Source organism: Pseudomonas sp., from assembly GCF_040514055.1.
GTDB lineage: Bacteria > Pseudomonadota > Gammaproteobacteria > Pseudomonadales > Pseudomonadaceae > Aquipseudomonas.
The window spans coordinates 36765-52381 of record NZ_JBEVDL010000085.1; the positions used below are offsets into that span (position 1 = coordinate 36765).

Annotated in this window: 13 protein-coding genes, 3 tRNA genes and 2 pseudogenes; 15 read left to right on the forward strand and 3 right to left on the reverse strand. The window is 61.9% G+C overall.

From position 1 onward, the window contains the following. Nucleotides 1-125 precede the first annotated feature (125 nt). Nucleotides 126-2018 (reverse strand): sigma-54-dependent Fis family transcriptional regulator, encoded by a 1893-nt coding sequence (locus ABWY06_RS23600; RefSeq protein ID WP_353928036.1) that lies wholly within the window; start codon nucleotides 2016-2018, stop codon nucleotides 126-128. Nucleotides 2019-2328: 310 nt separating this feature from the next. Here ABWY06_RS23600 and ABWY06_RS23605 point away from each other — a divergent pair, with 310 nt between their 5' ends. The 6 genes from ABWY06_RS23605 (at nucleotide 2329) to ABWY06_RS23630 (ending at nucleotide 8308) form a co-directional block, all read left to right on the forward strand. Continuing rightward, nucleotides 2329-3423 carry an ABC transporter ATP-binding protein gene (locus ABWY06_RS23605; protein ID WP_353928037.1) on the forward strand — a complete coding sequence of 365 codons (1095 nt, stop codon included), beginning with the start codon at nucleotides 2329-2331 and terminating at the stop codon, nucleotides 3421-3423. Beyond that, nucleotides 3423-4520, forward strand: a complete 1098-nt coding sequence (locus ABWY06_RS23610) for an ABC transporter ATP-binding protein (RefSeq protein WP_353928038.1) — start codon at nucleotides 3423-3425, stop codon at nucleotides 4518-4520. Before ABWY06_RS23605 ends, ABWY06_RS23610 begins: the two co-directional genes overlap by 1 nt. Then, entirely contained in the window at nucleotides 4517-5383 is an 867-nt protein-coding gene (locus tag ABWY06_RS23615; RefSeq protein WP_353928039.1) for a carbohydrate ABC transporter permease, read from the forward strand. Before ABWY06_RS23610 ends, ABWY06_RS23615 begins: the two co-directional genes overlap by 4 nt. Before the next feature lie 10 nt (nucleotides 5384-5393). Continuing rightward, nucleotides 5394-6191, forward strand: a complete 798-nt coding sequence (locus tag ABWY06_RS23620) for a carbohydrate ABC transporter permease (RefSeq protein WP_353928040.1) — start codon at nucleotides 5394-5396, stop codon at nucleotides 6189-6191. An 11-nt stretch (nucleotides 6192-6202) separates the two neighbouring features. Continuing rightward, nucleotides 6203-6475, forward strand: coding sequence for a DUF2160 domain-containing protein (locus tag ABWY06_RS23625; protein ID WP_353928041.1), 273 nt, complete (start codon nucleotides 6203-6205; stop codon nucleotides 6473-6475). A gap of 90 nt (nucleotides 6476-6565) precedes the next feature. After that, nucleotides 6566-8308 carry an ABC transporter substrate-binding protein gene (locus ABWY06_RS23630; protein ID WP_353928042.1) on the forward strand — a complete coding sequence of 581 codons (1743 nt, stop codon included), beginning with the start codon at nucleotides 6566-6568 and terminating at the stop codon, nucleotides 8306-8308. Between the two features lie 629 nt (nucleotides 8309-8937). Here ABWY06_RS23630 and folD read toward each other — a convergent pair. Then, nucleotides 8938-9792: a bifunctional methylenetetrahydrofolate dehydrogenase/methenyltetrahydrofolate cyclohydrolase FolD gene (gene folD, locus ABWY06_RS23635; RefSeq protein ID WP_353928043.1), complete on the reverse strand. Its 855-nt coding sequence runs from the start codon at nucleotides 9790-9792 to the stop codon at nucleotides 8938-8940. 280 nt (nucleotides 9793-10072) lie between these two features. On the opposite strand from folD, the gene ABWY06_RS23640 reads away from it, so the two are divergent. From ABWY06_RS23640 to ABWY06_RS23675, 8 genes and pseudogenes are all read left to right on the forward strand, one after another. Further along, nucleotides 10073-10149 (forward strand) — tRNA-Arg (locus ABWY06_RS23640). 51 nt (nucleotides 10150-10200) lie between these two features. Beyond that, nucleotides 10201-10276 (forward strand) — tRNA-His (locus ABWY06_RS23645). Between the two features lie 58 nt (nucleotides 10277-10334). Next, nucleotides 10335-10419, forward strand: a tRNA-Leu gene (locus ABWY06_RS23650). 504 nt (nucleotides 10420-10923) lie between these two features. Further along, nucleotides 10924-11629: pseudogene (locus ABWY06_RS23655) on the forward strand (tyrosine-type recombinase/integrase); the annotation flags it as partial. 260 nt (nucleotides 11630-11889) lie between these two features. Then, nucleotides 11890-12031 (forward strand): annotated as a pseudogene (locus ABWY06_RS23660) (IS3 family transposase); the annotation flags it as partial. Beyond that, nucleotides 12016-12141, forward strand: a complete 126-nt coding sequence (locus ABWY06_RS23665; RefSeq protein ID WP_353928050.1) for a DUF4113 domain-containing protein — start codon at nucleotides 12016-12018, stop codon at nucleotides 12139-12141. The pseudogene ABWY06_RS23660 and the gene ABWY06_RS23665, both read left to right, overlap by 16 nt. Nucleotides 12142-12510: 369 nt before the next feature. Then, complete coding sequence (locus ABWY06_RS23670; protein WP_353928044.1) at nucleotides 12511-12792, forward strand: hypothetical protein; 282 nt, start codon at nucleotides 12511-12513, stop codon at nucleotides 12790-12792. A gap of 139 nt (nucleotides 12793-12931) precedes the next feature. Continuing rightward, a complete protein-coding gene (locus tag ABWY06_RS23675; protein WP_353928045.1) occupies nucleotides 12932-13297 on the forward strand; it encodes a hypothetical protein in 366 nt (121 codons plus the stop codon). Nucleotides 13298-13539: 242 nt separating this feature from the next. Here ABWY06_RS23675 and ABWY06_RS23680 read toward each other — a convergent pair whose 3' ends face one another. Further along, nucleotides 13540-13728, reverse strand: a complete 189-nt coding sequence (locus ABWY06_RS23680; RefSeq protein WP_353928046.1) for a hypothetical protein — start codon at nucleotides 13726-13728, stop codon at nucleotides 13540-13542. Nucleotides 13729-14393: 665 nt separating this feature from the next. On the opposite strand from ABWY06_RS23680, the gene ABWY06_RS23685 reads away from it, so the two are divergent. Continuing rightward, nucleotides 14394-15587: an IS4 family transposase gene (locus ABWY06_RS23685; RefSeq protein WP_353928047.1), complete on the forward strand. Its 1194-nt coding sequence runs from the start codon at nucleotides 14394-14396 to the stop codon at nucleotides 15585-15587. Nucleotides 15588-15617: the final 30 nt, after the last annotated feature.

Below are 15617 nucleotides of genomic sequence, written 5' to 3' on the forward strand. Positions count from 1 at the left end.
GAGCGGCGAGCGCTCCCGACCACCCTGACCTGATCGTACCCACGCTCCGCGTGGGCACGCCGACCGGACGCTCCGCGTCCCAACCCGGCGACGCAGGGGGGCAATGACAGCGCGCGACACACTCGCTACAGCTTCAGCCCCTGTTCGCGCAGGCGTTTGTACAGGGTGTTGCGGCTGACGCCCAGGCGGCGGGCCAGGTGCGAGATATTGCCGCCACAGGCCTGGAACTGGCTGGCCAGGTCGGCATCGGCAACGGGCTCGGCAGGATCGGGGCGGCTGGCCGTCGGCGCGCTGGGCACCGTTACCTGGACCGAAGCGGCTGAGTGCAAGTCGGCGAAGAAATCGTCAGGCAGGTGTTCGACCCCGATCGGCTGGTCGTCGGCCATGGCCAGCGCCACCTGGATCACGCTGCTGAGCTGGCGCAGGTTGCCGGGCCAGGGATGGTCGTGAAACAGGCCCGCCACCTCGTCGCTCAGGCCCGCGTATTGCCCGGCTTCGCGGTGATAGGCCAGCAGCCGCTGGAACAGCGCGGCTTTGTCGGTGCGTTCGCGCAGGGGCGGCAATTCCAGGTTAAGGCCGCTGATGCGGTAGTAAAGGTCCTGGCGAAACAGGCCGTCGAGCACGTCCTGGCGCAACGAGCGGTTGGTCGCCGAGACCAGGCGGATATCCACCGCATGGGGTTCGCTGGCGCCCAGGGGCTGCACGCTGCGCTCCTGCAGCACCCGCAGCAAACGGGCCTGGACCTTGAGCGGCATATCGCCGATCTCGTCGAGAAACAGCGTGCCTTTGTGCGCCTTGCGGATCAGGCCGATGCTGCCTTTCTGGCTGGCGCCGGTGAAGGCGCCTTTTTCATAGCCGAACAGTTCCGACTCCACCAGGTCGGCGGGAATCGCCGCGCAGTTGACCGCGATCAGCGGTTGCTTGGCCCGTGAACTGGAGCGGTGCAGGGCCTTGACGAAGACTTCCTTGCCGACCCCGGTCTCGCCCTGGATCAGGATCGGTATGGCTTTTTCCAGCAGGCGTTCGGCCTGGCGCACGGCCTTGTCCACCCGCGGGTCGCCGAGGTTGATCGAGGCCAGGGTGAAGTCATCGCCCTCGGCCGCCGTCTCGATCGCCGACACGGCTGGCGCGGGGCGAAAATCCCGCGCCTGGATCGCCGGGGCCTGCTGCGGACGCTTGAGCACGCCATGAAAGCGGTAACGGCCGGCGGCGCGCAGGGCGAAGGGCAGGCCTTCGGGCTGGTTGAGCAGTTGGCGCAACGGCAGGCCGAACAAACTTTCGATCGTCACCCGCGACAGGCCGACCCCGAGCAGGGTGTCGGCGCGGCGATTGGCCGAGACCACCTGGCCGCTGTCGTCGAAGATCAGCAGACCGGCCCACTGGCTGTCCAGGTTGTCCAGGCCGGTGTTGAAGGTCAGTTGGTAGTAGTTGCCCTGGAACAGGTTGAGGATCAGCCGGTTCTCCACCGACTGGCTCATCATCTTGACCATGCCCAGGGTGTGGGAGGGCGGCAGGTAGCTGTCGCTGGAAACGTCCAACACACCGATCATCTGCCGCTTGGCGTCGAAGATCGGCGAGGCCGAACCGGTCATAAAACGGTTGGCCTTGAGGAAGTGCTCGTCGTGCTGGATATGCACCGCCTGGCCGCTGGTCAAGGCGGTGCCGATGGCATTGGTGCCGGTGAAGCGCTCCAGCCAACTGGCGCCCGCGACAAAACCGGGGGCATGGGCCGGTTCGATAAAACGCTGGTCGCCCCAGGACTGCAACAACTGGCCCTGGCTGTCGGCCAGCATGATCAGGCAGTTGGAATTGGCCAGGATGTTCTCGTAGAACGGCAGCACTTCGCGGTGGGTGGTCTGCACCAGGAAATGCTGGCTTTCCAGCAGCGCCGAGACATCGCCCTGGGCCGGCCGGGTAAAAGTCGGGGCACTCAGGTGAGTCAGGCCGAATTCGCGGCAGCGGGCCCAGGAATCCTGGATCAGGGTGTCGTGGGACGGAGCGGGGGCAGGGACAGCCATAGGGTTTTCGCTTCTTGTGATGCCGTGCTTCTTGTTTTTATCCGGTCGCGGGTCGGGCCCGTACCGTTTTCTGGCCTACAGAGTGTTGTTCAGCAGTGTTCAGTGTCAACGGCAAAAGTGTTCAGTTGTTCACGTTGAACACTGAACAGTTGCGCAGGTGATTGGTTTGCCAAGACATGACGACTCTATTAAATACATATTAATCAGTATGTTAGGTGTTTTTTATGGATTCTGGCAAAAAACGGCATGGAAGTCGCAATGCCCAGGCAAAGCGGTCTGACCGCAGGGCACACAATAATAAGGGCACGCCATGTCGCTCACCCTCGAGCATGTCAGCCGGCTCGTCGACAATCAGCTGTATATCGACGACGCCTGCCTGAGTTTCGAACCCGGATCCTTCAACGTACTGCTGGGCCGCACCCTGGCCGGCAAGACCAGCCTGATGCGCCTGATGGCCGGGTTGGACAAGCCCACCAGCGGCCGCATCCTGATGAATGGCGCCGATGTCACCGGCGTCCCGGTGCGCAAGCGCAACGTATCGATGGTCTATCAGCAGTTCATCAACTACCCGACCATGACCGTGTACGAGAACATCGCCTCGCCGTTGCGCCAGGCCGGTGTGTCGGCCGACGAGATCGAGCGCAAGGTGCAGGAAACCGCGCGCATGCTGCATATCGAGGCCCTGCTCAAGCGCCATCCCCTGGAGCTGTCCGGCGGCCAGCAGCAGCGCACCGCCATGGCCCGGGCGTTGGTCAAGGACGCCGACCTGGTGCTGTTCGACGAGCCCCTGGTCAACCTCGACTACAAGCTGCGCGAAGAGCTGCGCCAGGAAATGCGCGAGCTGTTCCGCACCCGCCATACCATCGCCATCTACGCCACCACCGAGCCCAACGAGGCCCTGGCCCTGGGCGGTACCACCACCATCCTGCACGAGGGGCGGGTGATCCAGAGCGGCAAGACCGCCGAGGTCTACCACCGTCCGCAGCAGGTGCTGGCGGCCGAGCTGTTCTCCGAGCCGCCGATCAACCTGATGGCCGGACGCATCAGCGGCACCGAGGTGAGTTTCGAGGAGTGCGTGCACTTCCCGCTGAATTCCGACCTGCGCGATTTGGGCGAGGGCAACTACCGTTTTGGCGTGCGCCCCAGCCATATCGGCCTGGTGCCGTCCAACGACGACGACCTGGAACTGGCGGTGACCGTCGAACTGGCGGAAATCAGCGGCTCGGAAACCTTCCTGCACGTGCGCAACGAGCACTTCGTGCTGGTGCTGCACCTGCCAGGCGTTCACGAGTACGACGTCGACGCGCCGATCCTGATCTATATCCCGACCCATAAACTGTTTGTCTTCGACGCCCAGGGTCGTTTGGCCCAGGCACCCAGTCGTCGCCTGGCGAGGAGTGCCTGATGGCCGAGATTCGTTTGCAGAACCTGGCGCACAGCTACAGCAGCCAGCCGAGCGGCCCGGCGGATTACGCGATCCGGGAAATGACCCACAACTGGGAACAGGGCGGCGCCTATGCCTTGCTCGGCCCGTCCGGCTGCGGCAAGTCGACCCTGCTCAATATCATCTCCGGCCTGCTCAGCCCGTCCGAGGGCCAGGTGCTGTTCGACGGCGTGGAGGTCAACCAGCTGCCCCCGGAAAAACGCAATATCGCCCAGGTGTTCCAGTTTCCGGTGGTCTACGACACCATGACGGTGTTCGATAACCTGGCTTTTCCGCTGCGCAACCAGGGTATGACCGAGGCGCGCGTGCTGAGCAAGGTGCACGAAATCGCCGAGGTATTGGACCTGCACCCGCTGCTGAAGAAAAAAGCCAGCAACCTGACCGCCGACGAAAAACAGAAGGTCTCCATGGGCCGCGGCCTGGTACGCGACGACGTGTCGGCGATCCTCTTCGACGAACCGCTGACGGTGATCGACCCGCACCTGAAGTGGAAACTGCGGCGCAAGCTCAAGCAGATCCACGAGCAGTTCAATATCACCATGGTCTATGTCACCCATGACCAGTTGGAGGCCTCGACCTTCGCCGACAAGATCGCGGTGATGTACGGCGGCCAGATCGTCCAGTTCGGCACCCCGCGCGAGCTGTTCGAGCGGCCCAGCCACACCTTCGTCGGCTACTTTATCGGCAGCCCCGGCATGAACCTGATCGAGGTGCAGGCCTGTCCCGGTGGCGTGCAGTTCGGCGAGGTGCGCCTGCCGCTGGGCGACGCCCTGAACCAGCGCCTGGCGGAACTGCCCGGCAAGAGCTTGAAGATCGGCATTCGCCCGGAATTCGTGCACGTCTGGGACGGCCCCTATCCCGATGCGCTGTGCTGCGACGTGCTGCATGTCGAGGACCTGGGGACCTACAAGATCCTGGCCCTGCGCCTGGGCGAGCAGACCCTCAAGGTGCGCCTGCAGGAAGACCAGCCGGTGCCGCAGAAGCAGGCCTATATCAGTTTTCCGGCGCAGTGGCTGATGCTCTATGCCGACGAGTACCTGGTGGAGGTGGCGCCATGAACAAGGTCTACAACAACAAGGCCTGGTGGCTGGTGCTGCCGGTGTTCCTGCTGGTGGCTTTTAGCGCCATTGTGCCGATGATGACGGTGGTCAACTACTCGGTACAGGACATCTTCGACCAGTCGACCCGCACCTTCGTCGGCTTCGACTGGTACAAGCAGGTGCTGCAGGACTCGCGTCTGCACGACTCGCTGCTGCGCCAGTTTATCTACTCGGGCTGCGTGCTGCTGATCGAGATTCCACTGGGCATCGCCATCGCCCTGACCATGCCGACCAAGGGCCGCTGGGCCTCGTTGTGCCTGATCGTCATGGCCATTCCGCTGCTGATCCCGTGGAACGTGGTTGGCACCATTTGGCAGATCTTCGGCCGCGCCGATATCGGCCTGCTGGGCTGGGGTCTGAATGGCATGGGGGTGGACTACAACTACGCCTCCAACACCCTGGACGCCTGGGTCACGGTACTGGTAATGGACGTCTGGCACTGGACCTCGCTGGTGGCGCTGCTCAGCTACTCCGGGCTGCGCGCCATTCCCGACGTCTACTACCAGGCCGCGCGCATCGACCGGGCCTCGTCCTGGGCGGTGTTCCGGCATATCCAGCTGCCGAAGATGAAGAGCGTGTTGCTGATCGCCGTGCTGTTGCGCTTTATGGACAGCTTTATGATCTACACCGAACCCTTCGTACTGACCGGCGGCGGGCCAGGCAACGCCACCACCTTCCTTAGCCAGACCCTGACGCAGATGGCCATCGGGCAGTTCGACCTGGGCCCGGCCGCCGCGTTCTCGCTGGTGTATTTCCTGATCATCCTGCTGGTGTCCTGGCTGTTCTATACCGCCATGACCCACGCCGACACCCGTCGCTGAGGAGGCCGAGATGCTGCGCAAGAAAATCGTGTTGTCGCTGTATATCCTCTTTCTGCTGGTGCCGATCTACTGGTTGCTGAACATGTCGTTCAAGAGCAACACCGAGATCCTCGGCACCCTGACGTTGTGGCCGCAGGATTTCACCCTGGCCAACTACCGGGTGATCTTCACCGACCCCAGCTGGTACGAGGGTTACCTTAACTCGCTGTACTACGTGTGCCTGAACACGCTGATCTCCCTGACCGTGGCGTTGCCGGCGGCCTACGCGTTCTCGCGTTATCGCTTCCTGGGCGACAAGCACCTGTTTTTCTGGCTGCTGACCAACCGCATGGCGCCACCTGCGGTGTTCCTGCTGCCGTTCTTCCAGCTGTATTCGTCGATCGGCCTGTTCGACACCCATATAGCCGTCGCCCTGGCCCACTGCCTGTTCAGCGTGCCATTGGCGGTGTGGATCCTCGAAGGGTTCATGTCCGGGGTGCCGAAGGAAATCGACGAGACGGCCTATATCGACGGCTACAGTTTCCCGAAGTTTTTCCTGAAGATCTTTATCCCGCTGATCGGCTCCGGCATCGGGGTGACGGCGTTCTTCTGCTTTATGTTTTCCTGGGTGGAACTGCTGCTGGCACGGACCCTGACCTCGGTCAATGCCAAGCCGATTGCGGCGGTGATGACCCGTACGGTCTCGGCCTCGGGCATCGACTGGGGGGTGCTGGCCGCGGCCGGCGTGTTGACCATCCTGCCCGGCATGCTGGTGATCTGGTTCGTCCGTAACCATGTGGCCAAGGGCTTTGCCCTCGGCCGCGTCTGAGGAGAAATACGATGGATTGGATGGCTTGGACCTTACCCACGGCGGCCTTTTTCGGCGCCATTGCCCTGGTGCTGGTGAGCATGACAGTCTGGGAGCTGCGCTCCCCCTGCGTCGAACGCCGGGGTTTCCTGCCGATCGCCACCACCCGCGGCGACCGGTTGTTTATCGGCCTGCTCGGCAGTGCCTACCTGCACCTGTTGGTGGTCGGGGTAACCGACTGGCCGACCTGGATCGCGTCCGTTGTTTCCATGCTGTGGCTGTTTGCGGTGATGCGCTGGGGTTAGGCCTGGCGAGCGAGAGTGCGAGTGCTGCACGGGCTTCGACGCCGGTTTCGGTCGAGCGGTGCCTACCAACAAACCAGAAAGGAGATGTCTATGTTCAACAATAACAACAAGACCCGACATAGCGCGGCACTGACGGCCCTGCTGGCATTGTCCGGCTTGAGCGGTGCCGCCTGGGCGGATGCTTACGAGGACGCGGCAAAAAAATGGTTGGGTGCCGAGTTCACCCCTTCGACCCTGACGCCCGAGCAGCAGCTCGAGGAACTGAAGTGGTTTATCAAGGCGGCCGAGCCGTTCCGTGGCATGGAAATCAACGTCGCCTCGGAAACCATCGCCACCCACGAATACGAGTCCAAGGTGCTGGCCCAGGCCTTTAGCGAAATCACCGGGATCAAGCTCAAGCACGACCTGATGCAGGAAGGCGATGTGGTTGAAAAACTGCAGACCCAGATGCAGTCGTACAAGAACATCTACGACGGTTACATCAACGACTCCGACCTGATCGGCACCCACTTCCGCTACGGCAAGGCCGTGGCGATCAGCGACATGATGGCCAACGAAGGCAAGGCCGTGACCTCGCCGACCCTGGACCTGCAGGACTTTATCGGCATCTCGTTCACCACCGGTCCGGACAAGAAGCTGTACCAGCTGCCCGACCAGCAGTTCGCCAACCTTTACTGGTTCCGCGCCGACTGGTTCGAGCGCCCCGAGCTGAAGGCCAAGTTCAAGGAAATCTACGGCTACGAGCTGGGGGTGCCGGTCAACTGGTCCGCCTATGAAGACATCGCCGAGTTCTTCTCGGAGAAGGTCAAGGAAATCGACGGCAAGCGCATCTACGGCCACATGGACTACGGCAAGAAAGACCCGTCCCTGGGTTGGCGTTTCACCGACGCCTGGTTCTCCATGGCCGGTGGCGGCGACAAGGGCCTGCCCAACGGCTTGCCAGTGGACGAGTGGGGCATTCGTGTGGAAGGCTGCCGTCCGGTGGGCTCCAGCGTCTCCCGTGGCGGCGACACCAACGGCCCGGCAGCGGTCTTCGCCACCACCAAGTATGTCGACTGGATGCGTAAGTACGCGCCGCCGGAAGCCCAGGGCATGACCTTCTCCGAGTCCGGCCCGGTACCGTCCCAGGGCAGCATCGCTCAGCAGATCTTTTGGTACACCGCCTTTACCGCCGACATGACCAAGCCTGGCCTGCCGGTGATGAACGAGGACGGTACGCCGAAGTGGCGCATGGCGCCGTCGCCCAAGGGTCCTTATTGGGAAGAGGGCATGAAGCTGGGTTACCAGGACACCGGTTCCTGGACCTTCCTCAAGTCGACCCCCGAGAAGCAACGCCTGGCGGCCTGGCTGTACGCCCAGTTCGTCACCTCAAAGACCGTGTCCCTGAAAAAGACCCTGGTGGGCCTGACGCCGATTCGTGAGTCCGACATCAACTCCCAGGCCATGACCGACGCCGCGCCGAAACTGGGCGGCCTGGTCGAGTTTTACCGCAGCCCGGCCCGGGTGCAATGGACGCCGACCGGCACCAACGTGCCGGACTACCCGCGCCTGGCGCAGCTGTGGTGGCAGTTTATCGCCGAAGCCGCCAGTGGCGACAAGACCCCGCAAGAGGCGCTGGATGGCCTGGCCGCGGCGCAGGACACCATGATGGCGCGCCTGGAGCGTTCCAAGGTGCAAGGCGAATGCGGTCCCAAGCTGAACGAGCCGCGTGACCCGCAATACTGGTTCGACCAGCCGGGCGCACCCAAGCCCAAGCTGGCCAATGAAAAACCCAAGGGCGAGACCGTGGTCTACAGCGAACTGCTGAAGTCCTGGGAACAGGCACGCAAGTAAGGCTTTTTGCGGCAACAACAGAACGGCGCCCTCGGGCGCCGTTTTTTATGGCAGCGGTAAGAGGGCGGTTCGGGCTTTCACGCCGCACACCTCTCTGGACGCCGTCATTCCGCGCAGGTGGGAATCCAGGGGTACGACGAGGGACCGGCCAGGCAACAACCTCGACGCGCGCTGGCTGACAGGGAAGGGCCGGAGCCGATTGCTCGTCAGGCCGCTCGGCGCTCTCGACGCCGTCATTCCCGCGCAGGCGGGAATCCAGGGGCCCGGCCACGGACCGCCCAGGCAAAACCTCGACGCGCGCTGGCTCAATCTCGGGCGCGCCACAGGCCGATTGGGCTTCACGTCGCACGCCTCTCTGGACGTCGTCATTCCCGCGCAGGCGGGAATCCAGGGGCAAGGTCACGGACCGCCCAGACAAAACCTCGACGCTAGCCAGTTGCGCAGGGAAAGGCCAGAGCCGATCGCCCGTCACGGCGGATGGCGCTCTCGACGCCGTCATTCCCGCGCAGGCGGGAATCCAGGGGCCCGGCGGGACGGTCGGGTATACAGGGTATTGCCCGCGATCCCCATCAACCCCTGCCCATAAAAAACGGCACCTTCAGGTGCCGTTTTTAATTCGCGCGTTAGGCTCAGGCGTGCAGGTGCTCGGCCGCGTGCAGGGTGTTCTCCAGCAGGCAGGCGCGGGTCATGGGACCGACGCCGCCCGGCACCGGCGTGATCCAGCCGGCGCGGGGCAGGGCGGTCTCGTAGACCACGTCACCCACCAGCTTGCCGTCTGCCTGGCGGTTGATGCCGACGTCGATCACGATCGCCCCCGGCTTGACCCATTCGCCTTGGACCAGTCCGGGTTTGCCCGCCGCCACCACCAGCAGGTCGGCATCGGCCACATGGCGAGCCAGGTCGCGGGTGAAACGGTGGGTCACGGTGACCGTGCAACCGGCCAGCAGCAGTTCCATGGCCATGGGCCGCCCGACGATATTGGAGGCGCCCACCACCACCGCGTGCAAGCCATAGAGGTCGACCCCGGTGGTTTGCAGCAGGGTCATGATGCCCTTGGGTGTGCAGGGGCGCAGCAGCGGCATGCGCTGGGCCAGACGGCCGATGTTATAAGGGTGGAAGCCGTCGACGTCCTTGTCCGGGCGAATGCGCTCGAGCAAGTGCGAGGCATCGAGGTGGGCCGGCAGCGGCAGTTGGACCAGGATGCCGTCGATGCTTGGCTCGTCGTTCAGCTGGTCGATCAGGGCTTCCAGGTCGGCCTGGCTGGTGTCGGCCGGCAAGTCGTAGGCTTTGGAGAGGAAGCCGACTTCTTCGCAGTCTTTGCGTTTATGGGACACATAGACTTGCGAGGCCGGATCGCTGCCCACCAGTATCACCGCCAGGCCCGGCGCGCGCAGGCCCTGCTCGCGGCGTTCGGCGACACGTTTGGCGATCTGTTGGCGCAGGCCGGCAGCTATTGCCTTGCCGTCAATCAGTTGTGCGGTCATGACGCTTGGTTAACCATCGGGAAGGATCGAAAAAGGACGCGCATTCTCGCATGGTCGGGCGGGTGGGCAAAGGCAGCTTGTCAGCATTTTCCCGTAACTCCTTTATCTCGCTGAATTTTTTCACATTTATGGTTGACGACCCCTGGCCTCATCGATAACATACGCCCCGCTTGCCGAGCACAGCCAGAAGCTGGGTACAAAGGCAAAGCGGGCCGATATCTGGTTTCGCTGTAGTCGAGCTTGAAGTCTGCGCTCCGTGTAAACGAAGTCGGATTGATAAGCGCCCGTAGCTCAGCTGGATAGAGCACCCGCCTTCTAAGCGGGTGGTCGCAGGTTCGAGTCCTGCCGGGTGCGCCAATTTGGCAACTTTGGCACAAGCAATACAGGTAAGATGCAAGACGTTATATGGTGGGCGTAGCTCAGTTGGTAGAGCACAGGATTGTGACTCCTGTTGTCGTGGGTTCGATCCCCATCGTCCACCCCATATTTCGAAAACGAGCCAGGCTTTTATAGCCTGGCTTGTTTGTTTAAAGCTTTTACCCGCGGACGTGGTGGAATTGGTAGACACACTGGATTTAGGTTCCAGCGGCGCAAGCTGTGAGAGTTCGAGTCTCTCCGTCCGCACCATTTTATAAATCAAGGGGTTGCGAGCTTTTAGCCTCCTGATCCTACGCACACTGGATCAGTTGCGTGAACGGAACGTGAACTCCCCTGTTCACGCAGACCGTCCAATACCCTGGCTGCATCCCGCACTCGCGCCGGCGCCAACTGCGCGTACCGCTCGGTCATCATGATCGTCGAGTGACCCATTAAATTGCCGACTTCCGCCAGCGCAGCGCCGGCATTGATCAGGTGCGCAGCACTCGAGCCCCAGCATTTCCTCCTTTCGGCACCTCGTATTCACCGCCAACCGCACGAAGCTCTCCAGAGTGATGCCGATTTTCTGCGCCCGCGCAGCCCGACAAAGTGCCTCGACCTCGACCTCGGCTCGCGTCAGCCACCGTACCCGGCCTTCGGGCTCCTTGAGGGTGCGACCCTTCACGCGATTGGGCAGGGCGCACTCGAATTCCACGTTGCACCAGTTGATCGCCTCGACAGCGCGGCAAGCTCGCGGTCGATTGTCACGGCTGACGCCCCGGCCTCATGCCGGGCTGCCGTGTATGCTCGGACCTGGACATCGTCGCAGCGGTGCAACCCCCGGTACAGCACAACCCGATCCTGCGTCAGGACGAGCTCGGCGCGTTTCTGGTCGCTCTGCGCGCCGCTCAAGGATCGATGCTGACGCTGATGGGGGTTCGCCTGCTGCTGTTGACCGGGGTACGTACGCAAGAGCTGCGCTTTGCCACGCCGGATCAATTCGATCTGGAAAACGCCTTATGGCGGGTGCCACCTGAGGGCGTGAAACAGCTCAGGGCGCGCGTGAGAACCGAAAGCGGGGCGGTGCCTCCCTACTTGGTGCCCTTGTCACGCCAGGCCGTGGAGGTGGTGAATAGGCTACTGCCCTTTTCAGGGCAATACCGCTACTTGTTGGCCGTTGGCCGGTCGAAACGACCCCAATAAACCCATCAGCGAAAACACGCTAAATGGTGCCATCAAGCGCCTGGGTTATCAGGGGCGGCTAACCGGCCATGGCATTCGAGGGACGCTCTCGACGGCCCTTAACGAGTTAGGCTACAACCCTGACTGGATCGAGGCTCAACTGTCGCACGCCGATCCGAATCAGGTGCGTGGGGCCTATAACCACGCCCAGTATGTCGAGCAGCGGCGGCAGATGATGCAGGACTGGGCGGATTTGTTGGATCGACTGGAACAGGCGGCCAAGGGCATAAACGGCTAGGCATTTCGAGTGTTCGTAGTACTACTGTGAGGTCTGCCTCGATGGCGACATGCATGGGGTGCAAGGGGTCGAGTGTTCAAATCACTCCGTCCCGACCATTTAATTCAATGACTTAGCCCGGTTCCGAAAGGACCGGGCTTTGTTGTTTCTGGGATTTGGCTGCTCTGGTTGCCAATTCGTTGCCAATTGAGATTGGCTCGACTGATTCTGCCCAGTTTCTGTGGACACCCGTTAAGCGAGAAACCGCAACGGGGTGAACCATGCCAAGGTTCTCCATCCCGATGAAGCAAAGCCGCCCCCGTCATTCCCTCGCTGACAAGGCGAAGCGCTGGCCTGGCAGAACGTAACGGCGTCAGTAAAGCCGCCGCACAGCCTGGCTTTCATGCATCCCAGCTTCAGGGCTAGCGGAGTCAGCAGCAAAAAGCCCAGAGCAGCAATGTATGCGCTGCGAGATGATGAGCCAGAGCTACACAACGCGGCTGGATCAGTTGTGGACGGTACATTGTAAGTAGCGCGTTCTGAAGAGGCTGACGCCGTCTGCGCTGAGAGGGATTCGTGCACGGCGGGCATCGCGTTGAAAACAGCGAAAGCTCTGGGTAACGCACAAGGTGGTCGGGGGAGGCAGGCTGCAACCTTTCAGACGGCATTGGGCTGCCCGCGCCTCGTCGCGGCGTTAAAGCTTGAGGATACAGACGCGCCAATCAAAGGCTTGAGTGCGGTGGGGTAGGGTGTACCTGCCGGTTTGGTACTTTAGAGATCGCCTTTATGCAAACGGTACTTTGGCAGGTCGGGTTCATCAGATCGCCACTACACTCCGATCTCCAGCAAAGCCATTGGGTGGTTACCATCGTTTTAGCGCTTGAATCGTCAGGACGAACGTTGTGAATGAGCACCTGCCACTCGGTACCATCGAGCAAATTCTCGACCTGTACATGCCATCGTTCAGCGCGATCTGCACGCGCTGCCCAGACGGGACCTTAACCTTTCAATTTCAAAGCCGCGCCGGCCTTGATGGGTTTGCCATTGTGGGAGTGCCCAAGGCGAACTGCCGAACGCCTCTGCAGGTGGAGCTTCTTGCGAAGCAGTTTAGGGAGGATTTTGCCGTCGCTACAGGCAGTGATTCGGGCAACGGAGTAACGAATCTCCGGCGTACGGACGACTGACCAACGTGGCGCAAGTATTGCCTCTTGAAAGTAAAAAACTCCCAGTCCGCCTCAAACCCCGCGGGACCTCAAGGCGCAGCGCCCCGAAACAGTGAACTATAGCGACCACTTTATTTTCCACTGAATACAGGTGGAGAAGATGGCATCGGTATTTCTGCTGGCCCTGCTATCAATTGTCGGGGATCAGGCAGCTATGGAGGCACAGATGAAGAACCTTGCAGAGGCCCAATCACCTAATCATTCGGCTGCAATTGAGCTCCTCGAACACGAACTCGACGCCCAGTCGCACTCGGCGAAGCCCGATCAAGCCCGCGCCAGTGGACTGTTGGATATGGCCGAAGCGACGGGGGTTATCGATACGGTTGACCTGCGTTACTGGCGTCTGAAAGTCAGTGTGGTATGTGACATGCGACGTCAGCGGCTTCGGTACGGCATGGGCGTTTACAGGCCACAAAACGAAGGTCGGTCGGCGAGACCGCTAACGCTAGGCTGGCCGTTTGCATAACCCTGCGCAATGCGTCATTCACGCATCCTGCGTGGGACCAGAGGGCTGTTTAACGACGGTCACTTAACATGACGCCTAGTAACGCTGATCGAGGGGCAATCGGGAGTAGGCGAACGGCTTTTGTGGTGGATTGGCCGTATAAATGATCCAGTCCCAGGATATGCCCTGATCAGGTAGGGTCCGCCTAGGCCGCGAGGATGTGTTCTGGCCCGCGGGTTCAGCGCGGGCCAGGGGCATTGCCTTTAGGCCACGTTGTGCGCCATACGTGCCTTCAGCGCAAGCGTGACCTGCTCACGCCACTCCTCGGCGGTGAGTCCCCAGGCGTTACAGTCATCAACGTTGGCGATACCCTGCAGATCTTTTTGCATTTCTTGCACGCTGCGATAACGGTAGCAGAGGGCGGCGAAGGGCTTGTTCCGTAGTCTGATCATTGTCGTTTCCTCCTGAATCGACGATCCCCGCGTTGGCGGGTGTGGGGTGACTATAGAACCGCTGCAAACAGGTTGCGCTTGAGTGGCGCCAAGAGGGCGAGCCGCTTCGACCCTCAGGCACGCGCGCCCCCCGTAGGTAGCGGCCAAATGGTTGTAGGCCGCCAATCTTTCTAGGTTTCGGGGTCGTGCTGCCCTGTGCGGTGATGAGCAGTCGACGCTCCAGTTCATGCACGCTCACCAGATAGGGATCCAGTGGCCGGGCGAGCCCGATGGGGGGTGTAGCAGGCGATAAGACCTGACTGTTCCTCTGCGGAGCTGCCGCTCCACAGGCGTTTCCAGAACGCATCCGGCGTGCGAAGACTATGAGAGTTGATGAAATAGTCATTTGCCCTATCTGGAGCGTTGCTGCCATAAACTGGCTGACTCGGCGCTATTGACGCTGGTTTTTCGGGCGTAGTGCTAAAAATCGAGGTTCCGGTTGTAATATCGTTAGCACGCCGAGCCTGGCGCGTACCGTTGCCCGCCGTTACGCCTGATCGATTATTCACTCCGACCCTGAGTGATCCCCACAAAAATCCGTGGTGGCTCAAACGCTTGGGCTTGAAGACGTCTGCATGGGCGAGCATCGTGGTTGTCACCAAACAGTCCACGTCCCCGTGATTCCCATGCAGACCGTTCGATTTTTACACGCCGCACTCGCGCAAGCACTCCCTACCGTTCACGCTCGTCGTCTCACTGCCCTGATGTGCACCGTAGCGGCCCTATTGAATGGCTGCCGCCTGACCTTGACCGGGTTGGGCCGCGCCATGCCTGGCACGGCATACCCCAAACACGCCATCAAGCGCGTCGACCGCCTGCTGGCCAACCCGCACCTGCAGGCCGAGCGCCCACTGTTTTACTGGGCAATGCTGCGCGCCGTACTCGGTGCCCTAAAGCACCCGCTGATCTTGGTCGACTGGTCCCCCATCGATGCGCCTGGGCGCTACTTTTTGCTGCGTGCCGCGCTGCCCCTGGCCGGGCGCTCCATGGCGATTTACGAGCACGTGCACGACCGCGAGGGCTGTCCCCGCTACCAAAAGCAATTACTGCAGGCGTTGGCCGCCATGCTCCCCGCGGGCTGCACGCCGATCCTGGTCACCGATGCCGGCTTTCGCCGGCCCTGGTTACAGGCCGTCCAGGCCCAGGGCTGGTACTACGTCGGACGGGTGCGCAACCGGGACCTTTACCGGATCGGCACGCAGCCCTGGGCCCCGGTGACCGGCCTGTATGCCCAGGCGACCGCGTCGCCCAAGGCACTGGGGACGGTGGAAATGACCCGCAAACATCCCTTCGTCACCCGCTTGTACGGTGTGAAACAACCGGCCCACGCGCGCCGGCACCAGCGAATCAGTGGGCGTATCGCGCGCGATAAACGCAGCCGCGTCCACGGGCGACGCGAACGCGAGCCCTGGTTGTTGGCCAGTAACCTGCCCGAGACCCAATGGAATGCGGCTCAGGTCGTGGCGCTGTACAAGCGCCGCATGCAAATCGAGGAAGGGTTTCGTGACGTGAAAAGCGCACCGCTGGGACTGGGTCTCGAGTTGCACCGCAGCCACTGCCCCAAACGTATCGAGGTGCTGTTGTTGATCGCCGCGTTGGCCAACTACCTGATTTTGTTGGTGGGTTTGCAGGCGCGCCAGCTGGGCCATGAACGGCGCTTCCAGAGCAACAGCCTCAGGCGTAAGCGGGCCCTGTCGCTGTGGCGCTTAGGCCTGGAATACGGCCGAAAACACGCCACCTCCCTCAGTGGGAACGTCCTGGAAGACCTCGAGCGCCGACTGCGCTACGAAGCGCAGCAACAAAGCCGAGTGGTGGGCTAAATATGTGGGGATCACTCAGACTCCGACCCC

What these genes read in the sequence shown, in the direction of transcription:
- ABWY06_RS23630 (WP_353928042.1), top strand. Translation starts at nt 6,566, where the DNA reads ATGTTCAACAATAACAACAAGACCCGACATAGCGCGGCACTGACGGCC.
- ABWY06_RS23605 (WP_353928037.1), top strand. Translation starts at nt 2,329, where the DNA reads ATGTCGCTCACCCTCGAGCATGTCAGCCGGCTCGTCGACAATCAGCTG.
- ABWY06_RS23610 (WP_353928038.1), top strand. Translation starts at nt 3,423, where the DNA reads ATGGCCGAGATTCGTTTGCAGAACCTGGCGCACAGCTACAGCAGCCAG.
- folD (WP_353928043.1), bottom strand. Translation starts at nt 9,792, where the DNA reads ATGACCGCACAACTGATTGACGGCAAGGCAATAGCTGCCGGCCTGCGC.
- ABWY06_RS23615 (WP_353928039.1), top strand. Translation starts at nt 4,517, where the DNA reads ATGAACAAGGTCTACAACAACAAGGCCTGGTGGCTGGTGCTGCCGGTG.
- ABWY06_RS23685 (WP_353928047.1), top strand. Translation starts at nt 14,394, where the DNA reads ATGCAGACCGTTCGATTTTTACACGCCGCACTCGCGCAAGCACTCCCT.
- ABWY06_RS23680 (WP_353928046.1), bottom strand. Translation starts at nt 13,728, where the DNA reads ATGATCAGACTACGGAACAAGCCCTTCGCCGCCCTCTGCTACCGTTAT.
- ABWY06_RS23625 (WP_353928041.1), top strand. Translation starts at nt 6,203, where the DNA reads ATGGATTGGATGGCTTGGACCTTACCCACGGCGGCCTTTTTCGGCGCC.
- ABWY06_RS23600 (WP_353928036.1), bottom strand. Translation starts at nt 2,018, where the DNA reads ATGGCTGTCCCTGCCCCCGCTCCGTCCCACGACACCCTGATCCAGGAT.
- ABWY06_RS23675 (WP_353928045.1), top strand. Translation starts at nt 12,932, where the DNA reads ATGGCATCGGTATTTCTGCTGGCCCTGCTATCAATTGTCGGGGATCAG.
- ABWY06_RS23620 (WP_353928040.1), top strand. Translation starts at nt 5,394, where the DNA reads ATGCTGCGCAAGAAAATCGTGTTGTCGCTGTATATCCTCTTTCTGCTG.